This window comes from Bacteroides sp. OM08-11, from assembly GCF_003438665.1.
In the GTDB taxonomy this organism is placed as follows: domain Bacteria; phylum Bacteroidota; class Bacteroidia; order Bacteroidales; family Bacteroidaceae; genus Bacteroides; species Bacteroides cutis.
Genome location: NZ_QSTJ01000008.1, coordinates 42367 through 64354, shown reverse-complemented (window position 1 = coordinate 64354; position 21988 = coordinate 42367). Strand labels below are relative to the sequence as shown.

Sequence of the window (21988 nt, the reverse complement as noted above, 5' to 3'; positions counted from 1 at the left end):
AGAGAGAGGCTAAAAACTCTATTGGACAAGCTTTTTATGGTAATTAAATATTTTTTGCAGAATTGGTGCATTTTCCCAATATAACTTGTATATTTGCGTTATTTAAAGAAATATTTGCGCGACAATCCAAAATAAAAATATGAGGAAACACCTGTTCGTAATATACTCGTTTGTTCTTTTGTGCTTGACATCAGGTACACTTTCAGCGAATGAAAAATCATACAATGTATTATTCATACAATCATATACCAGTCATTCTCCGTGGCATGGACTTTTGATAGAGGGATTACGTAATGGATTGGAGAAAGGAGGAGTGAATGCAAATATTTTTACGGAATATTTGAATGCCGACTTTTGGACTTTTTCTTCCGAGTGTGTCATCATGCGGCGTATTTGTGAGCGCGCTCGTCAACGAAAAACCGATTTGATTGTGACTTCCGGTGATGAGGCTTTCTTCACTTTGATGCATTGTGGCGATTCTTTACCCTATCAGTTACCTGTAGTGGTTTCCGGTATTAAGTTTCCTGATAAGGAATTGTTGGAGAGAATGCCTAATGTCTCCGGTTATACGTCGGAAACCGATTTTGATGTACTGATGGAAGAAGGTATACGTTTGTTTGGTAATCGTAAAGAAATAGTTTGTTTGTCAGACAGCAGCTTCTTGAGTCTTAAAGGTGTAAAAGCTGTGGAAGAGTCTTGGGAACGTTTAAGATCCAAGTATCCCGAGCATAGTTTGAAGATACTGAATGTACAGGTTAAATCGTTGAATTCCATTATTACTTCCATCTGCTATGACTATAATGCTTATAAACATTTTGTCATTTCTCCTAAATGGATACCTTTCCTTTCTTTAAAACTGAAAGCTCCCGTCTTTGCCAGCCAAAACCTGGCCATGACGAATGGAGTTTTATGTGTCTACGATGTTAAACCCTCCGAAGACGCGTATGCCGCAGGTGTACAGGCTGCGCAAATATTGAGGGGAAAATCTCCGGCTTCTTTCGGTGTGAGCGATCAGAAGGGAAAATTATTGTATGACTATAAACAGTTGGATTTTTTTAATGTAGACCCTGATATCGCAGAGAAAAAAGGCATTATCTTGAATATTCCACTGATGGAACGTTACCGTGCGCTTTTTATTATTTTATATTCATTGATTGTAGGGGCGTTGGTCCTACTGGTACTTTGGCTGATCCGTGCCAATCGCCGGGAATCACGCCGGCGTATACATGCACAGACGCGGCTGTTGATACAGCATCGTTTGGTGGAACAAAGGGATGAATTTGATAATATCTTCTGCTCCATCCGTGACGGATTGATTACGTACGACACCGACCTGCGTATCCATTTCGTAAACCGTGCTTTGATGGTGATGCTGGGACTTTCACCCGAGACGCATTCGGCGCGTCATTATGAAGGTCAAATAGCCGGTTCCATTTTCAGGATATACAGGGATGGAGAGAATATTCTGCATGATTTGCTGAAACAGGTTCGTACCGATAAGAAACCGATGTCTATTCCGGAAAAGACCTTTATGCAGGAAAATGTAAATAGAACCTATTTCCCCATATCCGGTGAAGTGGTACCCATCTTTGCCAATGATAAGTTGACGGGTATGGCGATTGTCTGCCGCAATATTTCTGATGAAGAAATGCAGAGGCGTTTCTTCAATATGGCCGTTGAGGAAAGTTCCATCTATCCGTGGCAGTATAACATGCGTATGAATTGTTTCCATTTCCCTGGCGGACTGCTGCAACGGTTTAACTATTCGGGTGCGACGGAAGATTATGTTTCCAGGGAAGAGTTGGACGACCTGATCCATCCCGATGATTTGATAAACATCCGTAAACGTTTCGATGCCATCATTGCCGGATATGAGTTGAATTCCCGTATGAACTTCCGTTTACAAAATGTGGATGGGGGCTATGAGTGGTGGGAGTTCCGTAGTACTGCCTATGACGGTATGACCTCCGATGCTCCTTATATGGTTTTGGGTGTGTGCCAAAGTATCCAGCGTTATAAGGATACGGAAGAAGCCTTGATAGCCGCCCGAGACCGCGCACTCCAGGCAGATAAGCTGAAGTCTGCATTTCTTGCCAATATGAGCCATGAAATCCGTACACCGCTGAACGCGATTGTCGGTTTCTCTGATTTGTTGAAAGATATTGATGCTTTCTCACCCGAAGAGGTACAGCAATTTGTAGAGACCATTAATACCAACTGTACCTTGTTGCTGGCATTGATCAATGATATTTTGGATCTTTCACGTATTGAGTCCGGTACGATGGACTTCCAGTTCTCCTCCTTTAACTTGACATATATCATGCAGCAAGTATATGATTCTCAACGCTTGAGTATGCCACAAGGAGTGGAGTTGTGTATGGAAATTCCCGAAGATTCCGGTAAATACGTGATAACCGATTCCGTACGTTTGAAGCAAGTCGTGAATAATCTGATAAACAATGCCAAGAAGTTCACGGTGAAGGGGAATATCACTTTCGGTTACGAGATACATGATCCCGGTTACACTACGATCTTTGTACAAGATACCGGAGCAGGTATTTCGGAGCAAGACCAGCAACGTATTTTCGAGCGCTTCTATAAAGCGGACAGTTTTACGCAGGGTGCAGGTTTGGGATTAAGTATCTGCCAGACAATTGTAGAACGTCTGAGGGGTACTATAAAGGTGACTTCTCGATTGGGTGAAGGAACGCGCTTTGAAGTACGCGTTCCCGATACGAACGAATAGTATTCAATGCTTATTCTATTCTTTTGCAGCTGTTCGACTGTAAGAATTCATCCAGCATCTGCACATAGTTACCATGTAATAGGATGTGATGATTTCCTAACGGACTTTTCAGGAAATAGTCGGCCGGACTACTTAATTTTATGCGTACCTGAGTACGGCACATGTTGATATAATTGGTGTTTTCAGTCAACGTACCCGAAGTCAGGTAATATTCATCCAGACATTCTCCGCCACATTTTACGATGGTAACATCTCCGGTGGGCAAGATACCTTGAATGCCGATGCCGCTTTCCGTTTCAAAATGATTACGGATAATAAACTGTTCGGTTTGTTTGATACCGATGGTACAATGCGCCAATATGATTTCGTTGGTACGGGCATTAATCATGGAGGGGTTTGCCATGAAAGTGGACTTTCCGGTCAGTACCTTGGTTGCCAACATGGTGAAGATAGACTGGAGGTCGCCCTCGCATCCGGCAATGATACCTTCATCATTCAGCAATGCAAGCGCCAGACATCCTGTTGTACCCGTTTGGCCTATCAGACGGAAACAACTTAAAGTAATCGCACTCAGTTTTTCTTCTTCTACTATTCTTTTGAGGGCACGATAAAGCCGCATCGCTTTTATCATATCCTCCGGAGTAGCCTCACGGCATGCCAAGGCTTTTCCTGCAAGATGGGCGCAGGCTTCACCTACTTCATCATCCGTAATTTGTTCAAAGTACTCATAGACACGTTCCAATGCGATGTCGGTATATTCCACTCCCCAGCGTCGTTTAGCGAGCAAATAGTCAACATTGCTTGCAATGAGCCAGTTCGAGGGAGTACCTATCACCCCGATACGTACGCCGAAAAGACTGCGTTGAGCCTTGAAGTTACTGTGAAGAACAAATATACGCTTGATGATTTCGGATAACTCACCGTGCAGAATTTCACTTCTCATACCTCGTCCACGCAGCCAGGATGATATTTCAAGAGCTGCAGCAAGTGAGTTTTGCATGCCATCGGCCAATATGATGGTGGGGCGAGGCAGAGACTCAAAGTGTTGGATAACCAACCGTTCTACACCGCCGGTAGCAATGAACAAAATGCTGAAATCACTGGGAGTTAGTTTACTGATATCTTGATAATCTACAAAATTGACTGTGAAATATTTTTCCAATTCAGTCAATATCACTTCATGGGAACTGCGAACAGATGCTTGTTTATGTAGTAGTGAAGCAAAAGTTATTAGGTTTATGACCATGGTACTATTTACGATTTAACAATTTACAAATTACGATTGAAGCCACTTCGCTCGCTTGTTTTTCAAAGGTACAAGTTTCTTTTTAAATAGCATAGTGTTTTTAATATAGATAAGGTTTTTAAAGTTTTTATGTCTTTGCTTCCCTTTGGTTTCAAATAAATCACTACATTTGCAACTTTAATAATAAACTGATAGTAATATCAATCGTAAATCGTAAATAATCTCATGCCGACAATATCCATTCGCGGAACAGAAATGCCCGCATCTCCTATCAGAAAGCTGGCTCCGCTGGCAGATGCAGCCAAACAGCGGGGTACGCATGTATTTCATCTTAACATCGGACAGCCAGACTTACCTACACCGCAAGTCGCCATTGATGCAATTCGCAACATTGACCGTAAAGTGTTGGAGTATAGTCCCAGTGCCGGTTACCGTAGTTATCGCGAAAAGTTGGTAGGGTATTATGACAAGTACAATATCAAGCTCACTGCTGATGACATTATCATCACTTCCGGTGGGTCGGAAGCCGTACTGTTTTCTTTTATGGCTTGCCTGAATCCGGGTGATGAGATTATTGTTCCCGAACCTGCGTATGCCAATTACATGGCATTTGCCATTTCAGCGGGAGCCAAAATCCGTACGATTGCCACTACTATCGAAGAAGGTTTTTCGCTTCCTAAAGTAGAGAAATTTGAAGAACTGATCAATGAGCGTACCCGTGCCATCCTGATTTGTAATCCCAACAATCCGACAGGTTATCTGTATACCCGCCGTGAAATGAACCAGATACGTGACCTCGTAAAGAAGTACGACCTTTTTCTCTTCTCCGACGAAGTGTATCGTGAGTTTATTTATACAGGTTCTCCTTATATTTCTGCTTGTCACCTCGAAGGTATCGAGCAGAATGTTGTGTTGATTGATTCTGTATCCAAGCGCTACTCCGAATGCGGCATCCGTATCGGTGCTTTGATAACCAAAAACAAAGAGATACGTGATGCGGTTATGAAGTTCTGCCAGGCACGCCTCAGTCCTCCGTTGATTGGACAGATTGCCGCTGAAGCTTCTCTTGACGCTGGTGAAGAGTATTTGCGTGACACCTATGATGAATATGTAGAACGTCGTAAATGTCTGATTGATGGACTGAACCGTATCCCGGGAGTCTATTCTCCCATTCCGATGGGGGCTTTCTATACTGTAGCGAAACTACCTGTCGACGATTCGGATAAGTTCTGTGCTTGGTGTCTTTCCGATTTTGAATACGAAGGACAAACTGTCTTTATGGCTCCTGCTTCAGGTTTCTATACCACTCCCGGTTCCGGACGTAATGAAGTTCGCATTGCATATGTGCTGAAAAAGGAAGACTTGACCCGCGCGCTGTTTGTGTTGCAAAAAGCATTGGAAGCGTATCCGGGACGGACGGAATGAAGAAAATGAGTCTCTCCCTCTTCCTTGCCCGCCGCCTTTACCACGACAGTGATGTCGGAAAACAAGTATCCCGTCCTGCCGTACTCATCGCCACTATCGGTGTAGCTATCGGATTGGCGGTGATGATTATTGCCGTATCGGTAATTATCGGTTTCAAGAGTGAGGTAAGAGATAAAATCGTAGGTTTCGGCGCACACATCCAACTCACCAACTCTGATGCCGCCCGTTCTTACGAAACCCGCCCTATTGCCGTGGAAGACAGCATGTTTGCTGCTCTTGCCGATTATCCTGGCGTGAAGCATGTTCAGCGTTATTCCACTAAACCGGGTATGATAAAGACTTCCGATGCTTTTCAGGGCATGGTATTGAAAGGTATCGGTCCGGAGTATGATACTTCATTCTTCCGTCGCCATTTATTGGAAGGAGAGTTTCCGCAATTCAGTGACTCCGCTTCTACCAATCGTGTTGTAATTTCCAGGGCAATTGCCGATAAGATGAAGTTGAAACTGGGCGATAAGATAGACACTTATTATATCCAAGATGATGTGCGTGCACGCCGTCTGAAGATTGTTGGTATTTATCAAACGAACTTTTCTGAATATGATAACCTCTTTTTGCTTACAGACCTTTGTCTTGTAAACCGTCTTAACAAGTGGGAACCAGATCAGGTCAGTGGTATCGAGTTGCAACTTGACGATTATGATGAACTGAATGCTACTACCTACGAGATAGCGGATGATGTGAACGAACGTCCTGACCGCAATGGAGCAGAGTATGCCGTTCGCAACATAGAGCAACTCAATCCTCAGATATTTGCCTGGCTGGATATTCTGGACGTCAATATTTGGGTGATCCTTATCTTGATGATTGGTGTGGCGGGTTTTACCATGGTGTCCGGTCTTTTGATTATCATCATCGAACGTACTTCCATGATAGGGGTCTTGAAATCATTGGGTGCCAATAATTTCACCATTCGTAAACTCTTCCTTTGGTTTGCTGTCTTCCTCATCGGAAGGGGTATGTTGTGGGGAAATGTTATAGGACTGTCTTTCTATTTTCTCCAGAAAAGTTTCAGCTTGTTCCGTCTCGATCCTGAGACATATTATATGGATACTGTTCCGGTATCTTTCAACATTTGGCTATTCCTATTGCTGAATGTGGGTACGTTGCTTGCTTCCGTTTTTATGTTGCTGGGACCTTCTTATCTTATCACACGCATACATCCCGCCAACTCCATGAGGTATGAATAGTTTCTCCTAACGGAAACTACAGTTTCCTCTCGTGGAAACGAGCGTTCCCCTTAATGGGAACTACAGTTTCTCTTTGAGGGAACGAGCGTTTCTCTTTATGGGAACAAGCGTTCCCTATTGATGGAAACGGAATTTACTCTTATTTTCTCAGGAAATCACTCTTCTTTCTGAACAGGCAATACAGTTTCCAGCGAAGGGACTGCATAGGTTGAAGGAGATCGAATACAGGAAGTGTGAAGTAATAGCGGCGTTTATCATCCAGTTCTTTAGCCGTTTTATTGATAATGATGGCTTGGGTAGTGAAACGAAGTAACCACAGAAGAAAGGCAACACCCGCTACAAACCAATGAAAGTGCAGTATTCCGATGACGAGTGCGGCTACCCAGCAACCATAGAATATCAGGCGACTGAAAGTTTCAAAACCTGCCAACCAGCGTTGTGCACCATGATACAACCGTGCGGTGGAGGTATAACTGATCTTTTCCTCCCTCCAGTCTTTGGCACGGAGTACGGGCTGCGTACGCATAATGGCGTTCACATCAGTTTCAACCCGTGTGTTTTCGGGGGTAGCGATGTGGTTGATAAACAAATCATCGTCGCCCCTTTGCAGGTTGAGGTGGGCAGAAAAACCTTTCTGTTGATAAAACAGTTCTTTACGATAGGCAAGGTTACGTCCTATACCCATATAAGGATTACCGGCAAGGGCAAAACCGAGGTAACGCATGGAAGTGAACAGATTATCGAACGCTACCCGTTTGTGTAGCCATCCCTTGCTGCGGTCGTAACCGCTATATCCCAAAACGACCTGTGTACGTGAGGTGAAATTGCGTGCCATCAACCGTAACCATTGATTGCTTTGGGGCATACAATTGGCTTCAGTGAACACCAACCAGTCATATTTACTGGCTTTGACACCCAGTGTGATAGCGAGTTTTTTACGGCTGATATACCGGGAGGAATCAGGAACAAAACTGTGATACAAGTGTGGATATTTCTCTTCCAATATTGTGAGGTAGTCTTCGCTTTCGTCTGTATCGCCATCATTAATGACAATGACCTCGAATTGTGGATAATCCTGCTCCAATACGGCAATCAGGTTACGACGCAGGTTTTCGGACTCCTCACGTGCGCAAATAATGACTGAAACGGGGGGGAGTTCTTGTGAGAAATGCACATTGTTCCGTTTCACGGCACGGTTGTGCAGATAAATACGGTTATAAAGACAAAAATAATAGAGGAGCTGAACAAAAAAAAGGATACCCGTTAGTGCGAGCAATACCTTTTCTGTTGTATCGAATATAAATGCTTCCATGAATCACTTGACGTTTTTGTGGTGCAAATTTAAAGAATTTTTCACCAGTGCAGGCATTATAGGGGGAGAGTTTTTTGTTAAATACTAAATCCCCATTTCTGGTACCACCTCAAATTTTGTTTCAGGGAAATGTCTCGTTAGATAGTTCTTGATATATTGCATCGTATCTTCCTGGATTGTTTTATCTTCCACGGTTGGATAAAGATTATAGAGAACGGTATCCAGCGTGATGCCCCGGTTCTTGATTGCTTCGAAACTCAACAGCGTATGATTGATGCTGCCCAACTTGCCGGAAGTTACGAATATCAACGGGCATTTCTTTTCGGCAATATAATCGATGGTCAGATATTCTTCCGTTAAAGGGACCATCAGCCCTCCTGCGCCTTCAACAAGCACAATGTCATAGCGGCGTGCAAGTTCTTGCGTGGCACGTTCTATCTTGCCGAAATCAATGGGACGCCGGTCGATGCGTGAGGCAAGATGAGGTGAACAGGGATATGAGAAGATTTCCGGCATAGTCAGTCCTTCTTCGTCTTCAGGCAGATAACCTGTTCCTGTGATGCGCCGATGCAAGTCTATGTCTTCGGAATGGCCGGTATTACCTGTTTGGATAAATTTCTGAGTAATGACACGCTTACCGTTTTGTGCCAGTTCACGGGCCAACCAAGCGGTACAATAACTTTTTCCGGCATCAGTATCGATGCCACTGACGAAATAAATGTTTGATCTCATCTGTTATCTTGTCTGATATATGTTTTAATCTTTAATTGGGGAAATAAAAGATTGTTGTATACTTTTTTTTAATCCTTCTATCATATTTGCTGTGATTTTGTTTTTATGAATTACGCGATGGCAATTAGGGCAGACAGGAAGAAGATTGTGTAGAGCCTTGTCAATTGTCGAATTGATACCCTCTCCACTATATTGGAAAATAGGTGTGAGATGATGTATTTCTATACAACTTTTCTCTCCATAATAACCATAAAAACTCTTAAACTCGAACCTGCAACAATCACACATAATAGTACCATTATGTGTAAAATGTTCGATGGCAGCAGCTCTTAGTATTGAAGAACGCTCCCGTACTTTTGTTTTACGCTCTTTGATTCTACCTTCTGATATGTTCTCAAGTAATAATAGGTTTTTGTTGTTTCTGACTGTTTCCAGAGCATTTATGACATCTGTAACTTCAAAATTATTCTCTACTAAATATGTAAGATATGGAAGATTGTCCTTTAGATATAATTTGCCTTTTTCTGTTATTTGAAAATATCCTCGTCCTGCATCTATAGCCAATTGTTCATGGAGAATATTACCCTTATTCTTGGAGTGAGATTTGAAATTTCTAACAATCTGGTCAAAACTAAAATCATTTCTATCTTTTAATTGTTTCTCTTGATCATTTGAAATTTTTAAAAGGCTACGAAGTTTTGTCCTTAATAGTTCAGTACTAACTTTTCCTTCATTATGTATAGACATTACGTATAATGCGGGTAAAACTAATGAATATTCTCTGCTCATAATTTAATAATTAGTGATTAATAAATGAGTCACCTTTTTATCATTCCTATTCATAAAACTGACAAGATATTTTTTGTCGAAAAAACGTATGTTTATGCCTTCGTGATTGTATAGTGAATAGATAAAATCAGTGTTTTTGATAACTAACATCCATTTGGATCGACATTCTTTCAACATATAGTCTGCTAAACGCTGTTGGTCTTTACGTGTAAACTCATTCTGAGCATATGTGCTGAATTCACTGTCGTAAGGAGGGTCTAGAAAAATGAAATCGTTTTCTTGAGGGTTACTCATTCTAAGAAACTGTTCAAAATCATAGTTGGATATTGTGGTATTATTGAAACGTTCAAGTAAGCTGTCCGAACGGTAATATTGAAGTTTCTTACCCATGTTCTTTGTATTGTAACCGATTCCTCCGTAGGGAACATTAAATTCTCCATGATCATTATAACGGAACATGCCGCTATAACAATAGTTTCTGATGAAAAGGAATAAAGCACAATACAATTCATTATTCCCAGTTTCTATTTGCTTGGTGTTATAGAGATGGCGAAAGTACATATATAAAGCACTTTTGATAGACGTCTCTATGTTATTATACAGATCTTTAAGAGGTAACAAATGTTTTTCTTGTTCTAGGATTTTCATTCTAGACATTTTGCGAAACAGATTATTTTGTATTTCCAAGGTTAAAACCTCACAGTGTTGTTTTATAGTATTATCTATGATTGAAGAAATATCATTTGCTTGGGAATGACAAAATTCTATTATTGCGTGTTTTAATTCATCTTTTGTTATAGTATCTTTTTGATAATCAGAGTATATGCTTGTTAGAAAGAGAATGTGCTTTTCAAAAAATGCATGTGCATTGTCCCACGAATGATTTATACTTTCTACATACTTAAAGAACGTTTCGTTCTGTTCTGCAATATATCTATACAACGAAATTAATTCAGAAGAATAATCATTGATGAAAAAATGATTAGCATTTACAGCTGTAAATACAGAGCCTCCTCCTACAAATGGTTCGTAATAATTGTTGAACTTTTTGGGCAAATTAGGTATGATATATTTTAGTTCTTTTTCTTTTCCACCAGCCCACTTTAAAAGCGGTTGAAGTCTAGGCTGACTTTTTTTAGCTGGTTTGTCTAAATCCCATATTGTTTGTTGATGATTTATGACGGTAGTTTTACAAACAATTTCTTTGGAATTTTCTGTAATTGGATATTCTTGTTTATTCATTTCATTTACAATTCTTTTCTTTGCAGCATCGAAATATATAGGATTTATTTCAATACCGATGAATTTTCTTTTTTTATTCATAGCGGCGACTCCTATTGAGCCTACTCCCATAAAAGGATCGAAAATAATATCATCTTCGTTACTGGCTATTTCTATGATTTTTTTAAGAATAGAAACAGGCTTCTGAGCTGGATGTTTAGGGTTGTTTAATCTTTCTGGACGCATGCATATCGGACTCTCTAAAAAGTTATGCATTTCTTTTTGTGATATAAAATTCCATGTATGTTTTTTATTCCAACAAGTGAATATCATTTCACAACTGTTAAGAAAACCTGCTTTGAATATTTTGGGTGCAGGATTAGTCTTGTGCCAAATCATAAAATTTGATGTGTCAAATTTATGATCAAGACAGTTATACCATCGTCCTAACTGATTATAAGAAGTAAATATGAATAGATTTCCATTTGGTTTTAGAATTCTAATAAATTCATTAGCCCATTCTTCTGGAAAAAAATCTACCCAATCCCAATCGGCTACATCATTATTCATGGGCGCTCTTCCTAATAATGGTATATTCCCCGTAGAATGTTTACCGATATTATATGGCGGATCGGTAAGAATAAGATCAATAGATTTATCTGGAATTTGTTTGATGACATTCCTGCTGTCATCACAAATTAAACATTTTCTCCAATTACTGTCTTTCATTTACGATGTTTGGAAGATAAATATTTTTGATATTATTCAATGCATCATTAATAAAATGTGCACTTTTTTTGTATTCATCAATTACAATGTCATAGCCATTTTCTGATTTGCAGACTAAATTCCAAAAATTTCTACTGATACAAAGTTCATCCGGAGCAAAAAACTGGCGTACTCGACTTTGGGTCCAAGGGGCTCCTTCGCCATATCTGTTATATGCTGTTGCAAAGAGAATTTTTACTTTATTTTCATCATTGAGTTCATTGGTCAGGATACAGTATTGCTCTAATAGTGCCTCTTTCTCTGATCGTGCTTTCTTATTATCTAAATCACCACCTATTTTCAGTTCAATAAGGTAATGCATATTAGTTTCTTCATCAAGGAGGTAATAATCACTTTCATGACGTTTTCTGATAATATTACCGGTTTTATTCGTTATTCCAGTATAATCATCAATACTAGGAGCTATTTCACGACGTTTATATTGTTCTAAGAGTTCGGCAATGAAATCTGTTTGTTCTTTATATAACTTTCCTTCTACATGTTGGCTCACTTTGTAGTGTAATGTAGCTATTTTTATTGCCATTTTTTCTAACATGTTTCCCAATGAACTATCCAAAGAGCGGGCTAATGCTGAATAATATTGTATTTCTGGACCTAATGCGGCAATAAATACATTATGTATTTTCATATTGATGGTTCCGTCTTCATCATCCTTTTCAGAGATGTGCCTATCAGAAAATCCCGATGCATAGGACTCTACAAATGCACTTACAATGGCACGAATTACCTTTTCATTGTCTACTTGATTCATTTTTTTAATGACTTTGTTTATCTGTTGCAAAATTAGTGTTTTTTTCCTGAAAGCAATAGGTATTTGTATTTACTGTATCTTCTTGGATGGCATTGGTCTCATCTTTTCTTTGCAATAATATAAATGGGATGATAAGTTAGTACAACATCATGATTAACGTTACTGAATAACCTTACGTAATCATTACAAAAGGTTTGTAGGCGACCTCGGGTCCATATTTTCTTTTCCGTACCTGTTACTCCGGTCTGTTTTAGGTGTTGTAATACCAGGAGTGGGGTGGCAAAAGGTAGAGTGACGATTTCTTCTTCAGCATGAAGGATGTCGTAACGGGAAGATAATAATGTTTTCAACTCTCCGAGCGACAGATAATCAAGGCCATTTCCTGTGAGGTTACGTATCTCTTGCATATTCTCTTTTCCAAAAGTACTGAAAGCAAGTATTCCACTGTCGGTAAGGAAATGATGGCATCGGACGAAGAAGTCTTCCGGATTGGAGAACCATTGCAAGGTCGAACAGGATGTTATTAAGTCCGTTTCTTGTGGAAAGCTCATCAACTCTGCATCGCCGGCACAAAAATGTACGGCAGGTGAGGTACATAGTTCTTTGACACATTCTTCCATCTCGCTGCATAAGTCGTTGAGCAACAATGTGTCCGGCTGTAGGGAATGCAGCAGCAAGCGAGAGTAATAACCTGTGCCGCATCCGAATTCAACGATATGTTGAAAAGGGGATGCGTTACAGGAGATGTTTCGCACTGCGGCGGGTGTACAGGTATGCTCCATCAATAGGTGTAGCATTTTTTCCGCTACCAATTGCTGTACACGCGCCTTGCTGCCATACGTGTTACGTGCTTTGGCAAACCGTTCGGCGATGAGTGCTTTATCGATGGTTTGGATGGTAGTGTTACAAATCATCATTTTCAACGTTTCATTGGATACACATTCTCTTCAGGTGCCACAGGAAGTCATCAATGGGCATTTCCCATGCGTCTTGTAGCAAAAAACGGAACATGGGTTCGTCATAGTGTGCACAATCCGTTATGATAAGGTTGGCTGCTTCCTCATGATTGATTTCCTGATTTTCGGGGGGGATAATCCGGTCGTTTTTACCTATGAGGGCATAGTCGTAGTTGTATTCATACTTGTCTATATATTTTTCAATCATGTCATCTATAACTTTATCGTCAATGCTTTTATCGGAATAGTCTCCACACATTTCAAAATATTGTTCCTTGATGCGCTTCAGCTCATCTTTGATTTCTTCGAAGTTCCGTCGGGGAGTTATTTCCATCAATGCCTTGTAGGCGTTACTGTCTTGACACATGCGGTGCATGAATTTCTGGAGTGAGGCGGGAGTAAGCCCATCGAGGGTAGCTTGATAGGTTGCCAGGGGAATGCCTTCCTGATCGTCTATGGGATGAGTACTTCCATTGAAGGATATGCTAGTTATCTTGTCTCCGGGTATTTGGCTGAGTATGAGCGAACCTGCCCATACTCCCATGGACCATGCCACTACGTTTACTTGCCGGTAGCGGTCGAAGATAGACAGGTCGAAATCGAGTGTGCGGTAGTCGTAGCAAACCATATAGTCCATACCTTTAGGCCGATATTGCTTGAAAGGGGTTTCATCGGCTGCCCATCCGGCAAAGAACAGGAGCAACTTGGGTTGGTTCTCGTTTATAACGTAAATTTGTTTCATTTTCTTTCTGAATTAATTAAGTTATTATTTGATATATGTTTAAAAACTCTCATTTAAGCAGTTTCTCAGTTGCTCCATTTCTTCTTCTTTTATCTCTGCTGTCAGCGAAAAACGGATACGTGATGTACCTTCCGGTACCGTAGGCGGACGGACGGGCAGGGCATAGAACCCGTGGCGTTGCAGGTATTCTGCACGCAGGATGGTGTCTTTGCTCGATCCTACAATCATTGGTACGATGTGGCTTACGCTGGGACATTCGTATCCTTGTGCGATCAAGGCGTCCCGCAAAATTTGGCTGATGTGGGCTAAATGTTCTCTCCGTTTCTGCATGCTTGCCATTTTTCGTATCATAAATAATGTCCAGGCAATGTTCAACGGAGGAAGGGCGGTGGTAAAGATAAGGGTACGCATCCGGTTGATGAGATATTCGCGTATCACTTGACGGCATACGATATACGCTCCTGACGATGCGGCTGCCTTTCCGAAAGTACCGACCAGGAAATCAATATCGCCAATGCATCCGGTTTCTTCGGCACACCCCAATCCGAGCTTGCCCCGTACTCCGAAAGCATGCGCTTCGTCTATATAGAGCAACACGTTGTCATAAGTCTGTTTCAATCGTACCAGAGCGTTTAAATCGGTCTGGTCGCCATCCATGCTGAATATACTTTCGGTGACGATAATAATCCGGATATAGGATGTGTGATGTTCTTTCAGTAACCGGGCAAGTTGCTCCAAGTCGTTATGACGGTAACGGATACATTTTGCCGCAGAAAGCCGTATACCGTCAATCAGGCTGGCATGTACCAGCTTATCTGCAAGTATCAGGGTCTGTGCATTGCTTACTGCCGGCAGAATACCGGTATTGGCATGATAACCGCTATTGAATATCAGGGCTGTTTCCGTTCCAAACAGCCGGGCAAGTTCTGTTTCCAGTTCTTCGTAGATGGAGAAATTACCGGTCAACAACCGGGAAGAAGAGGAAGTCGGCATAAATGTATCAGGAGTCAGTGTGTTCAGGAATTCCTCTCTCAATACACGGTCGGCAGCCAAACCTAAATAGTCGTTGGACGATAAATTAAGCATCCGTTTTCCGTCTACGATTACGTTTCGTCCGTCGTGTATCATTTCTGGCAGACGGCGCAGATTGCTATGCTCTTTTAACTGTTGCAGTTCTTGCTGCATAAAGTCTGTTGTGTGCATGGTTACATCTCCTTTACGATCTTAATCAGTCCTTTCGTCAACTTGCTCAGTTGTTCCGGCTCAATAATGAACGGTGGCATCAGATACACCAATTTCCCGAATGGACGTACCCAGATTCCTTCTTCCACGAACCGGCGTTGCATCCATGCCATATTCACCGGTTCTTTGGTTTCAATAACCCCGATAGCTCCTAATATCCGTACGTCCGCTACTTGTGGCAGGTGACGGGCAGGTTCCAGCTCTTCTTTCAGTTGTGCTTCGATACGTGATACTTTTTCTTTCCAGTTATATTCACCGGATGTCAGTAATTTCACTGAAGCACATGCCACGGCACATGCCAATGGATTTCCCATGAAAGTAGGGCCGTGCATAAATGCTCCCGGAGCATGGTTAGAAATGGCATCGGCCACTTCATTTGTTGCCAGTACCGCAGACAGTGTCATATATCCTCCCGTCAGTGCTTTACCAATACACATGATGTCCGGTTCTGTCCCCGCATGTTCCCAGGCAAACAGTTTCCCTGTACGTCCGAATCCGGTTGCTATTTCGTCAAAGATGAGCAATAAACCATGTTTGCGGCACAACTCTGCCGCTTCACGCAAGTATTGAGGATGATAGAACCACATACCTCCTGCTCCTTGTACAATGGGTTCCAGTATAAGTGCCGCCAACTCTCCGGAGTGTTGTTCTATCGTTTCTTTCAATGGAACGATATCTCGCGGATCCCATTCCCCGTCATATCGCGAACGAGGTTGCGGTACGAAATACCGGACGGGTAATGCCGAACCAAACAGGGAGTGCATACCTGTCACTGGATCACATACGGACATGGCATTCCAAGTATCTCCGTGGTAACCACTGCGTATGGTCACAAAATTGGTCTTCTGCTTCAACTCGCTTTGCGATGGGGTGGCTTGGCTTTTCGCAACCCAATACTGTACCGCCATTTTCAGAGCTACTTCCACCGCTACCGATCCCGAATCCGCATAGAATATTTTTTGCATGGAAGGAGGAACCAAAGGCAACAGTAATTTACCGAGTTCTATCGCCGGATCGTGGGTTAGTCCGCCAAACATTACGTGCGACATTTTTCCGAGTTGTTCCTCTGCCGCTTTGTTTAATGCCGGATTGTTGTATCCATGTACGGCACACCACCATGACGACATACCTTCGATAAGTGTTTGCTTGCCGTTCGGGGCTTGCGGCGTTTCAATGGTAATTGTTGCCCCTTCGGCATGCTTCACCTTATATACGGGCAGTGGATTGGTGGTCGATGTGTAAGGATGCCACAAATGTTCCCGGTCGAATTGCGAACCGTTGAACTGATATCCCGCTTCTTCAACCAGCTTTTTGTCTTCCGAAACCTTTGAGCCGAGAGTGGTCAACAAATCGCCTACGATGGCAGAATTAATTCCGATATAAAGAGATTTCTTTACCGCTTCTTTACTGAGTTGGGAACGTCCTCCCGCAAAACGAAGATAGGCTGTAGGATTGATAAAGCGGAAAAGGGCGATGGTAGTCAGTACTTCTTCTTCTGTTAGCGGTTGCTGATTTTCGAGCGGTGTGCCGGGGATAGGACTGAGTAAATTGATAGGAATGGATTGCACTCCCAATTTTTTCAAGGTGAAGGCAAATTCGATACGTTGTTCCATCGTCTCTCCCATACCGATGATGCCACCGCTACAAATATCCATACCTGCATTGCGGGCAGCCTGGAGCGTGTGTAGTTTTTCTTCCTGTGTGTGGGTACTGCATAAAGTAGGGAAATAAGAAGGTGCTGTCTCCAGGTTACAATGATATCGTGTAATGCCGGCTTCGTGCAGAACCCTTAACTCGTCCTCATCCAACAGGCCCAGTGAAGCACACAGCTGGATAGACGAGTGGCGGCGCATGTGGCGCACCGTATCGCAAAGTTGTTCAATTTGTTGGGATGAAGGTTTGCGTCCGCTGGTTACGAGGGAGAAACGGTTGACATCTTGTTGTTCATTGTATTGTGCCTGTTTCAGGCATTCTTCAGCGGGCAGCAGGTTGTAGATTTCGGCTTTCGTGTGGTAGTGGGCAGATTGTGCGCACCATTTACAATTTTCGGGGCATCGTCCTGATTTTGCATTGATGATGGAACACATGTCGAATTCGCGCGGCGCGCATGCGACGGTAATTTCGTGTGCGGCGGCGTACAGCGCTTCACGATCGGCCATATTGGCCAGCCAGACTGCTTGGTCGGGCGATATGTCTATGCCTGACAATATCTGGGCTTTTAATTCATTTGTAGTCATAATTTGGATATAATAGGGGAGAGTCTGAACCGAATTTTGCTTACGCAGCGAACTGTCTGCTACATTTTTCCGCAGGTAGCCAATCGTGACTTGGCGGCCTATGCTGGCAAATGCGGCATAAGTTTTCCGGCTCCAGCGGCGGAAGCGTATCGTCTTCTTATTGGCTTGTTTTTTATGCATGGTGTTCAGAATCCTTCGTTATAAATTCTTTTCGTGGCACAAATGTAGGAAAAATATTCTGATGGGATGCCGTCTATAGAAGTTAATTCAAAATTCACAAGAAAGACTTGCCGGGAAACTAAGCCGTTAAATTCCCGGATTGTAGTTGTAGTTCACGGTTTTGTTTGCTTTCAGTGACGCTTGTACGTCAATCAACCGTTGGTTACTGCTGCCACGGAAGTAAAGGCTCTCATCGCGTAGCTCTTTTCTGAATTTGCCGTCTACCAGCACATCGATATATTCCAGTAACTTTGCTTGCCGAGGGTTACGTAACAGATTTTCAAAGGTATATCCCGTATAACACCATATGTTTTTCCGGCTTTTGATTTTGATGGCCGATGCCAACTCTGTAAAACCTTCCGGCTGGAACATCGGATCACCGCCGCTGAAGGTCACATCCGCAAAATTGTCGGCAAGTACTTTTTTCAGGATCTCGTCCGTACTCATCCAGTATCCGCGATGGATGTCCCATGATTCGGGGTTGTGGCAGCCGGGACATCCGTTAGGACATCCGGCTGCATAAATAGCGGTACGGAAACCGGGACCGTCTACAGTAGTATCTTCTAATATGTCGAGAATAGAAATCATTTTTTCAACGATTAATGATGAGTGATACGGTCGTTTAACTCCGCAAGCTTGGCTTGGTTCCAACGATCGGTAGTACCTACCAGATAGCCAGTGATACGTTGTAACTTGTCGATATGTCTGCTTCCGCATTTCGGACATTCTTCCAGATTGGCAGTAGAATTTTCGTATCCGCAGTCCAGGCAACGGTTACGGTTGTGATTGACAGAGCCATAACCGATATTATAACGATCCATCATATCTACCACACGCATAATGACTTCCGGGTTGTGCGTGGCATCTCCATCCATCTCTACATAAAATATATGCCCGCCGCGCGTCAGTTCATGGTAGGGAGCTTCCACTTCAGCTTTATGACGGGCACTGCATTTGTAATATACAGGTACATGGTTGGAGTTGGTGTAATAATCACGGTCTGTGATACCCGGAAGGATACCGAACTTTTTACGGTCTATCCGGGTAAATTTGCCCGATAACCCTTCGGCCGGAGTGGCCAATATGCTATAATTATGCTGGTATTGGTCGGAGAACTGATTGCTGCGGTCGCGCATGTAGGTCACGATTTTGACTCCCAGCTCCTGAGCCTCTGTCGATTCGCCATGGTGTTTTCCAAGTAGTGCAACCAGACACTCGGCCAAACCGATAAAACCGATACCCAATGTACCTTGATTGATAACCGGGGCAATGCTATCGTTCGGTTTCAGCTTTTCGCTACCTATCCATAGGGCAGACATCAGCAAGGGGAACTGTTTGGCGAATGCAGTCTTCTGGAATTCCATACGTTCGTGCAACTGGCGTGCCGTAATCTCGAGCATGGAGTCCAACTTGGAGAAGAAGCGGGCGATGCGTTGTTCTTTATTCTCTATATCCATACATTCGATGGCAAGGCGGACGATATTAATTGTGGAGAATGAAATATTTCCACGTCCGATGGAGGTTTTCGGTCCGAAACGGTTTTCAAAAACACGTGTACGGCATCCCATTGTGGCTACTTCGTGTTCGTAGCGTTTGGGATCATCAGCTTTCCACTCCTCACTTTGGTTGAAAGTAGCATCAAGGTTCAGAAAGTTGGGGAAGAAACGGCGGGCGGTTACTTTGCAGGCAAGCTGATAGAGATCGTAATTACGGTCTTCGGGCAGATAACTTACTCCTCGTTTTTTCTTCCAGATTTGGATGGGGAAGATGGCTGTTTCTCCGTTTCCCACTCCTTGATAAGTACTTTTCAGCAATTCGCGGATGATACAGCGTCCTTCGGCAGAGGTGTCTGTACCATAGTTGATGGAGCTGAATACCACTTGGTTACCTCCACGGGAATGTATCGTGTTCATGTTATGGATAAATGCTTCCATAGACTGATGTACACGGGCTACAGTCTTGTTGACGGCATGTTGGACGATACGTTTCTCATCAGACAGTCCGTCCAAGGGTTGTGGCAGATAGTCCGTCAACTCCTTCTGATAAAGGTGGGAGTAATCCTTGCCATACAATTCCTCCAGGTTTTTGATTTCTTCAATATAACTTTTACGGACGTACGGAGCCAGATAGAAGTCAAAAGCGGGAATAGCCTGTCCGCCATGCATTTCGTTCTGAGCCGTTTCCAATGAGATGCAACCTAAGATACTGGCGGTTTCGATGCGTTTGGCAGGACGCGACTCTCCATGTCCGGCAGAGAAACCGTAGTTAAGGATACGATCTAACGGATGCTGTACACAGGTCAAGCTCTTCGTGGGATAATAATCTTTGTCGTGGATGTGCAGGTAGTTTTGGCTGACGGCATCCAGAACATCATCACTCAACAGGTAATCGTCTACAAACGGTTTGGTGGTTTCACTGGCAAATTTCATCATCATCCCCGCAGGAGTATCTGCGTTCATGTTGGCATTTTCACGAGTGATATCATTGGACTTGATATTGATGATTTCCAGAAAGATATCACGTGTCTTAGCCTTGCGGGCGATGCTGCGTTGATTGCGGTAAGCGATGTATTTCTGTGCGACATCCTTGCGGCTGCTTTTCATCAGTTCTACTTCTACCATATCCTGAATAGCTTCTACCGTCATCTGCGGCTCTCCTCTGAAAGAGATGTGATCGGTGATCTGATGAATTAACTGCAAATCTTCTCCTTTGTCCGTATGGAGCATGGCTTTACGAATGGCAGTCACTATTTTTTCTTCATTGAAACCGACAATACGTCCGTCACGCTTGATTACCGTTTGTATCATTACCGTTGCTTTTTTAGATTTTATTGTTTTACTTAATTGAGTGGACAAAGATATAATAGTTCTCTATATGATTTTCTTTTTGGAAAACTTTTGTGTGATTAAAAATGGTTAATATGTTGATAACCAAGTGTATTTGTTTGTTGAATGGAAAACTTTATTTTAAATGAGATGATTATAAGTAAACTTTAATGAAAATCGTATCATTCGATGATGTAAAATTGTTTTGAATTTATAAATGAAAAAAGAAAAGTCTACTTATGTGTTTTCAAATACTTTAGTTATATTTGTAGCGAATTGGTTTGCTTATGGCTTTCGCTATTTGCAATTAAAAGGGAAACGGGTGTAAGTCCCGTACAGTCCCGCTGCTGTAAGGTTTCATATTAAACATTTCAGTAATTACCTCCTGCCACTAATGGTTTTTCGATATTGGAGAATGATTGGGAAGGCTGCTCGAAATGGAAATCAAGTCAGAAGACCTGCCATTCTTTAGTGTTCTTTTGCTACTCGTGGGATAGAGCAGAAGGTGAATTTTTAATTTCAAAAAAGAACGATTATGGAAAAATTGTCTCCCCCGTTCAAAGTTGATATTGCAGGGACATTGTGGGCACCAGCTACATTGAAAGATGCATGGGCGCAGTATCAGAAAGGACAGATTAGTTTAAATACCTTGCAGGCCATCGAAAATGCTGAAATACGCAACCTTGTCGAACGTCTTAAATCCGAAGGAATGAAAGTCGTTACAGATGGAGGCTTTCGTAACCGTGATTTCCTTGAAGGCTGGGAAGGACTTGGCTATAAATCGCATACCGGTGATTTTGCATCCAAAGTTCTGGAATTGACCGGAAGGGTTAGCCTGTCGCATCATCCCATTCTTGATGATTATACTTTTCTGACAGGGATTGTTGTCGGGGATGTATTGGCGAAGCAGCATATACCATCTCCGGGAAAATTACTCACCAAAATTCTTCGTGAAATTGACGCTTTGCAGTTGGAACGGATTTATCCGGATATAAATGTATTGTCGGATGACTTGGCGGTAGCCTACAAGAATTTATTATCAGCACTCTATAATTTAGGATGTCGTTATGTGCAGTTTGATGGTGCGAAATCTCTTTTGATGGATGAGGCTGTCCGGCTGAATAACCGGGTGTTGCGTGAACGGCCGGACGGATTGTTTGTCGCTTTTCATGCAGCGACAGATATGCTGATACGGCTTCATGGAGCCGATGCATATTTTCTGAATTATGATTGCGGCATTTGCGACCGTAGCCGTCTGTTGTGGTTTGTCCGTGAAAAAGAAGCTGTATTTGGCTTTGTAATTTCCTATTATCCGGAAGAAGATGAGCTGGATGAGTTGCAGGCGAAAATAGAGGAAGTATTGAATTATATTCCATTGAAGCGCTTCACGCTTTGTCTGCCCGATGCGGATAGCCTTCTTCATCTTTCTGATACCGATGAAGAAAAACAGTGGCAGACGGTGAAACTGGGGATGGATATGGCAGAACGGATATTTTCTTTCTGAGA

At 42.5% G+C, this 21988-nt stretch carries 16 protein-coding genes and 1 riboswitch; of the genes, 4 read left to right on the top strand and 12 right to left on the bottom strand.

The features are described 5' to 3' along the window. Positions 1–139: 139 nt before the first annotated feature. On the top strand, positions 140–2746 hold the full coding sequence (locus DXC10_RS13790) for an ATP-binding protein (RefSeq protein WP_117738098.1): 2607 nt from the start codon (positions 140–142) through the stop codon (positions 2744–2746). Between the two features lie 10 nt (positions 2747–2756). On the opposite strand, the gene DXC10_RS13785 is transcribed toward DXC10_RS13790, so the two are convergent. Further along, entirely contained in the window at positions 2757–3992 is a 1236-nt protein-coding gene (locus DXC10_RS13785; RefSeq protein ID WP_101545708.1) for a fucose isomerase, read from the bottom strand. Between the two features lie 225 nt (positions 3993–4217). Between DXC10_RS13785 and DXC10_RS13780 the strand changes: the two genes are divergently transcribed. After that, complete coding sequence (locus tag DXC10_RS13780) at positions 4218–5417, top strand: pyridoxal phosphate-dependent aminotransferase (RefSeq protein ID WP_101545704.1); 1200 nt, start codon at positions 4218–4220, stop codon at positions 5415–5417. 5 nt (positions 5418–5422) lie between these two features. Then, a complete protein-coding gene (locus tag DXC10_RS13775; RefSeq protein WP_117738181.1) occupies positions 5423–6667 on the top strand; it encodes an ABC transporter permease in 1245 nt (414 codons plus the stop codon). A gap of 139 nt (positions 6668–6806) precedes the next feature. Here the strand turns inward: DXC10_RS13775 and DXC10_RS13770 are convergent, their stop codons facing one another. From DXC10_RS13770 to DXC10_RS13715, 11 genes are all read right to left on the bottom strand, one after another. Next, positions 6807–7979: a glycosyltransferase gene (locus DXC10_RS13770; RefSeq protein WP_117738097.1), complete on the bottom strand. Its 1173-nt coding sequence runs from the start codon at positions 7977–7979 to the stop codon at positions 6807–6809. 84 nt (positions 7980–8063) lie between these two features. Next, positions 8064–8711 (bottom strand): dethiobiotin synthase, encoded by a 648-nt coding sequence (bioD, locus tag DXC10_RS13765; RefSeq protein ID WP_117738096.1) that lies wholly within the window; start codon positions 8709–8711, stop codon positions 8064–8066. Positions 8712–8735: 24 nt separating this feature from the next. After that, a complete protein-coding gene (locus tag DXC10_RS13760; protein ID WP_117738095.1) occupies positions 8736–9500 on the bottom strand; it encodes an HNH endonuclease in 765 nt (254 codons plus the stop codon). Positions 9501–9503: 3 nt separating this feature from the next. Then, the gene (locus DXC10_RS16430) at positions 9504–11450 is read right to left on the bottom strand and encodes a DNA adenine methylase (RefSeq protein WP_199601600.1); all 1947 of its coding nucleotides are present in this window, start codon (positions 11448–11450) and stop codon (positions 9504–9506) included. Then, a complete protein-coding gene (locus DXC10_RS13745) occupies positions 11437–12261 on the bottom strand; it encodes a TdeIII family type II restriction endonuclease (protein ID WP_117738094.1) in 825 nt (274 codons plus the stop codon). The genes DXC10_RS16430 and DXC10_RS13745 overlap by 14 nt, the downstream gene beginning before the upstream one ends. 98 nt (positions 12262–12359) lie before the next feature. Then, positions 12360–13175, bottom strand: a complete 816-nt coding sequence (gene bioC / locus DXC10_RS13740; protein ID WP_117738178.1) for a malonyl-ACP O-methyltransferase BioC — start codon at positions 13173–13175, stop codon at positions 12360–12362. 13 nt (positions 13176–13188) lie between these two features. Continuing rightward, complete coding sequence (locus tag DXC10_RS13735) at positions 13189–13959, bottom strand: pimeloyl-ACP methyl esterase BioG family protein (protein WP_101545685.1); 771 nt, start codon at positions 13957–13959, stop codon at positions 13189–13191. A 39-nt stretch (positions 13960–13998) separates the two neighbouring features. Beyond that, positions 13999–15162: an 8-amino-7-oxononanoate synthase gene (locus DXC10_RS13730; RefSeq protein WP_117738093.1), complete on the bottom strand. Its 1164-nt coding sequence runs from the start codon at positions 15160–15162 to the stop codon at positions 13999–14001. Positions 15163–15164: 2 nt separating this feature from the next. Further along, positions 15165–17618 carry an adenosylmethionine--8-amino-7-oxononanoate transaminase gene (bioA, locus tag DXC10_RS13725; protein ID WP_117738092.1) on the bottom strand — a complete coding sequence of 818 codons (2454 nt, stop codon included), beginning with the start codon at positions 17616–17618 and terminating at the stop codon, positions 15165–15167. A 126-nt stretch (positions 17619–17744) separates the two neighbouring features. Continuing rightward, positions 17745–18245, bottom strand: a complete 501-nt coding sequence (nrdG, locus tag DXC10_RS13720) for an anaerobic ribonucleoside-triphosphate reductase activating protein (protein WP_101545675.1) — start codon at positions 18243–18245, stop codon at positions 17745–17747. A gap of 11 nt (positions 18246–18256) precedes the next feature. Then, positions 18257–20464 (bottom strand): anaerobic ribonucleoside triphosphate reductase, encoded by a 2208-nt coding sequence (locus tag DXC10_RS13715; RefSeq protein ID WP_101545671.1) that lies wholly within the window; start codon positions 20462–20464, stop codon positions 18257–18259. Positions 20465–20742: 278 nt separating this feature from the next. Continuing rightward, positions 20743–20963, top strand: a riboswitch (cobalamin riboswitch). Positions 20964–21017: 54 nt separating this feature from the next. On the opposite strand from DXC10_RS13715, the gene DXC10_RS13710 reads away from it, so the two are divergent. Further along, complete coding sequence (locus DXC10_RS13710) at positions 21018–21986, top strand: cobalamin biosynthesis protein (RefSeq protein WP_117738091.1); 969 nt, start codon at positions 21018–21020, stop codon at positions 21984–21986. Positions 21987–21988: the final 2 nt, after the last annotated feature.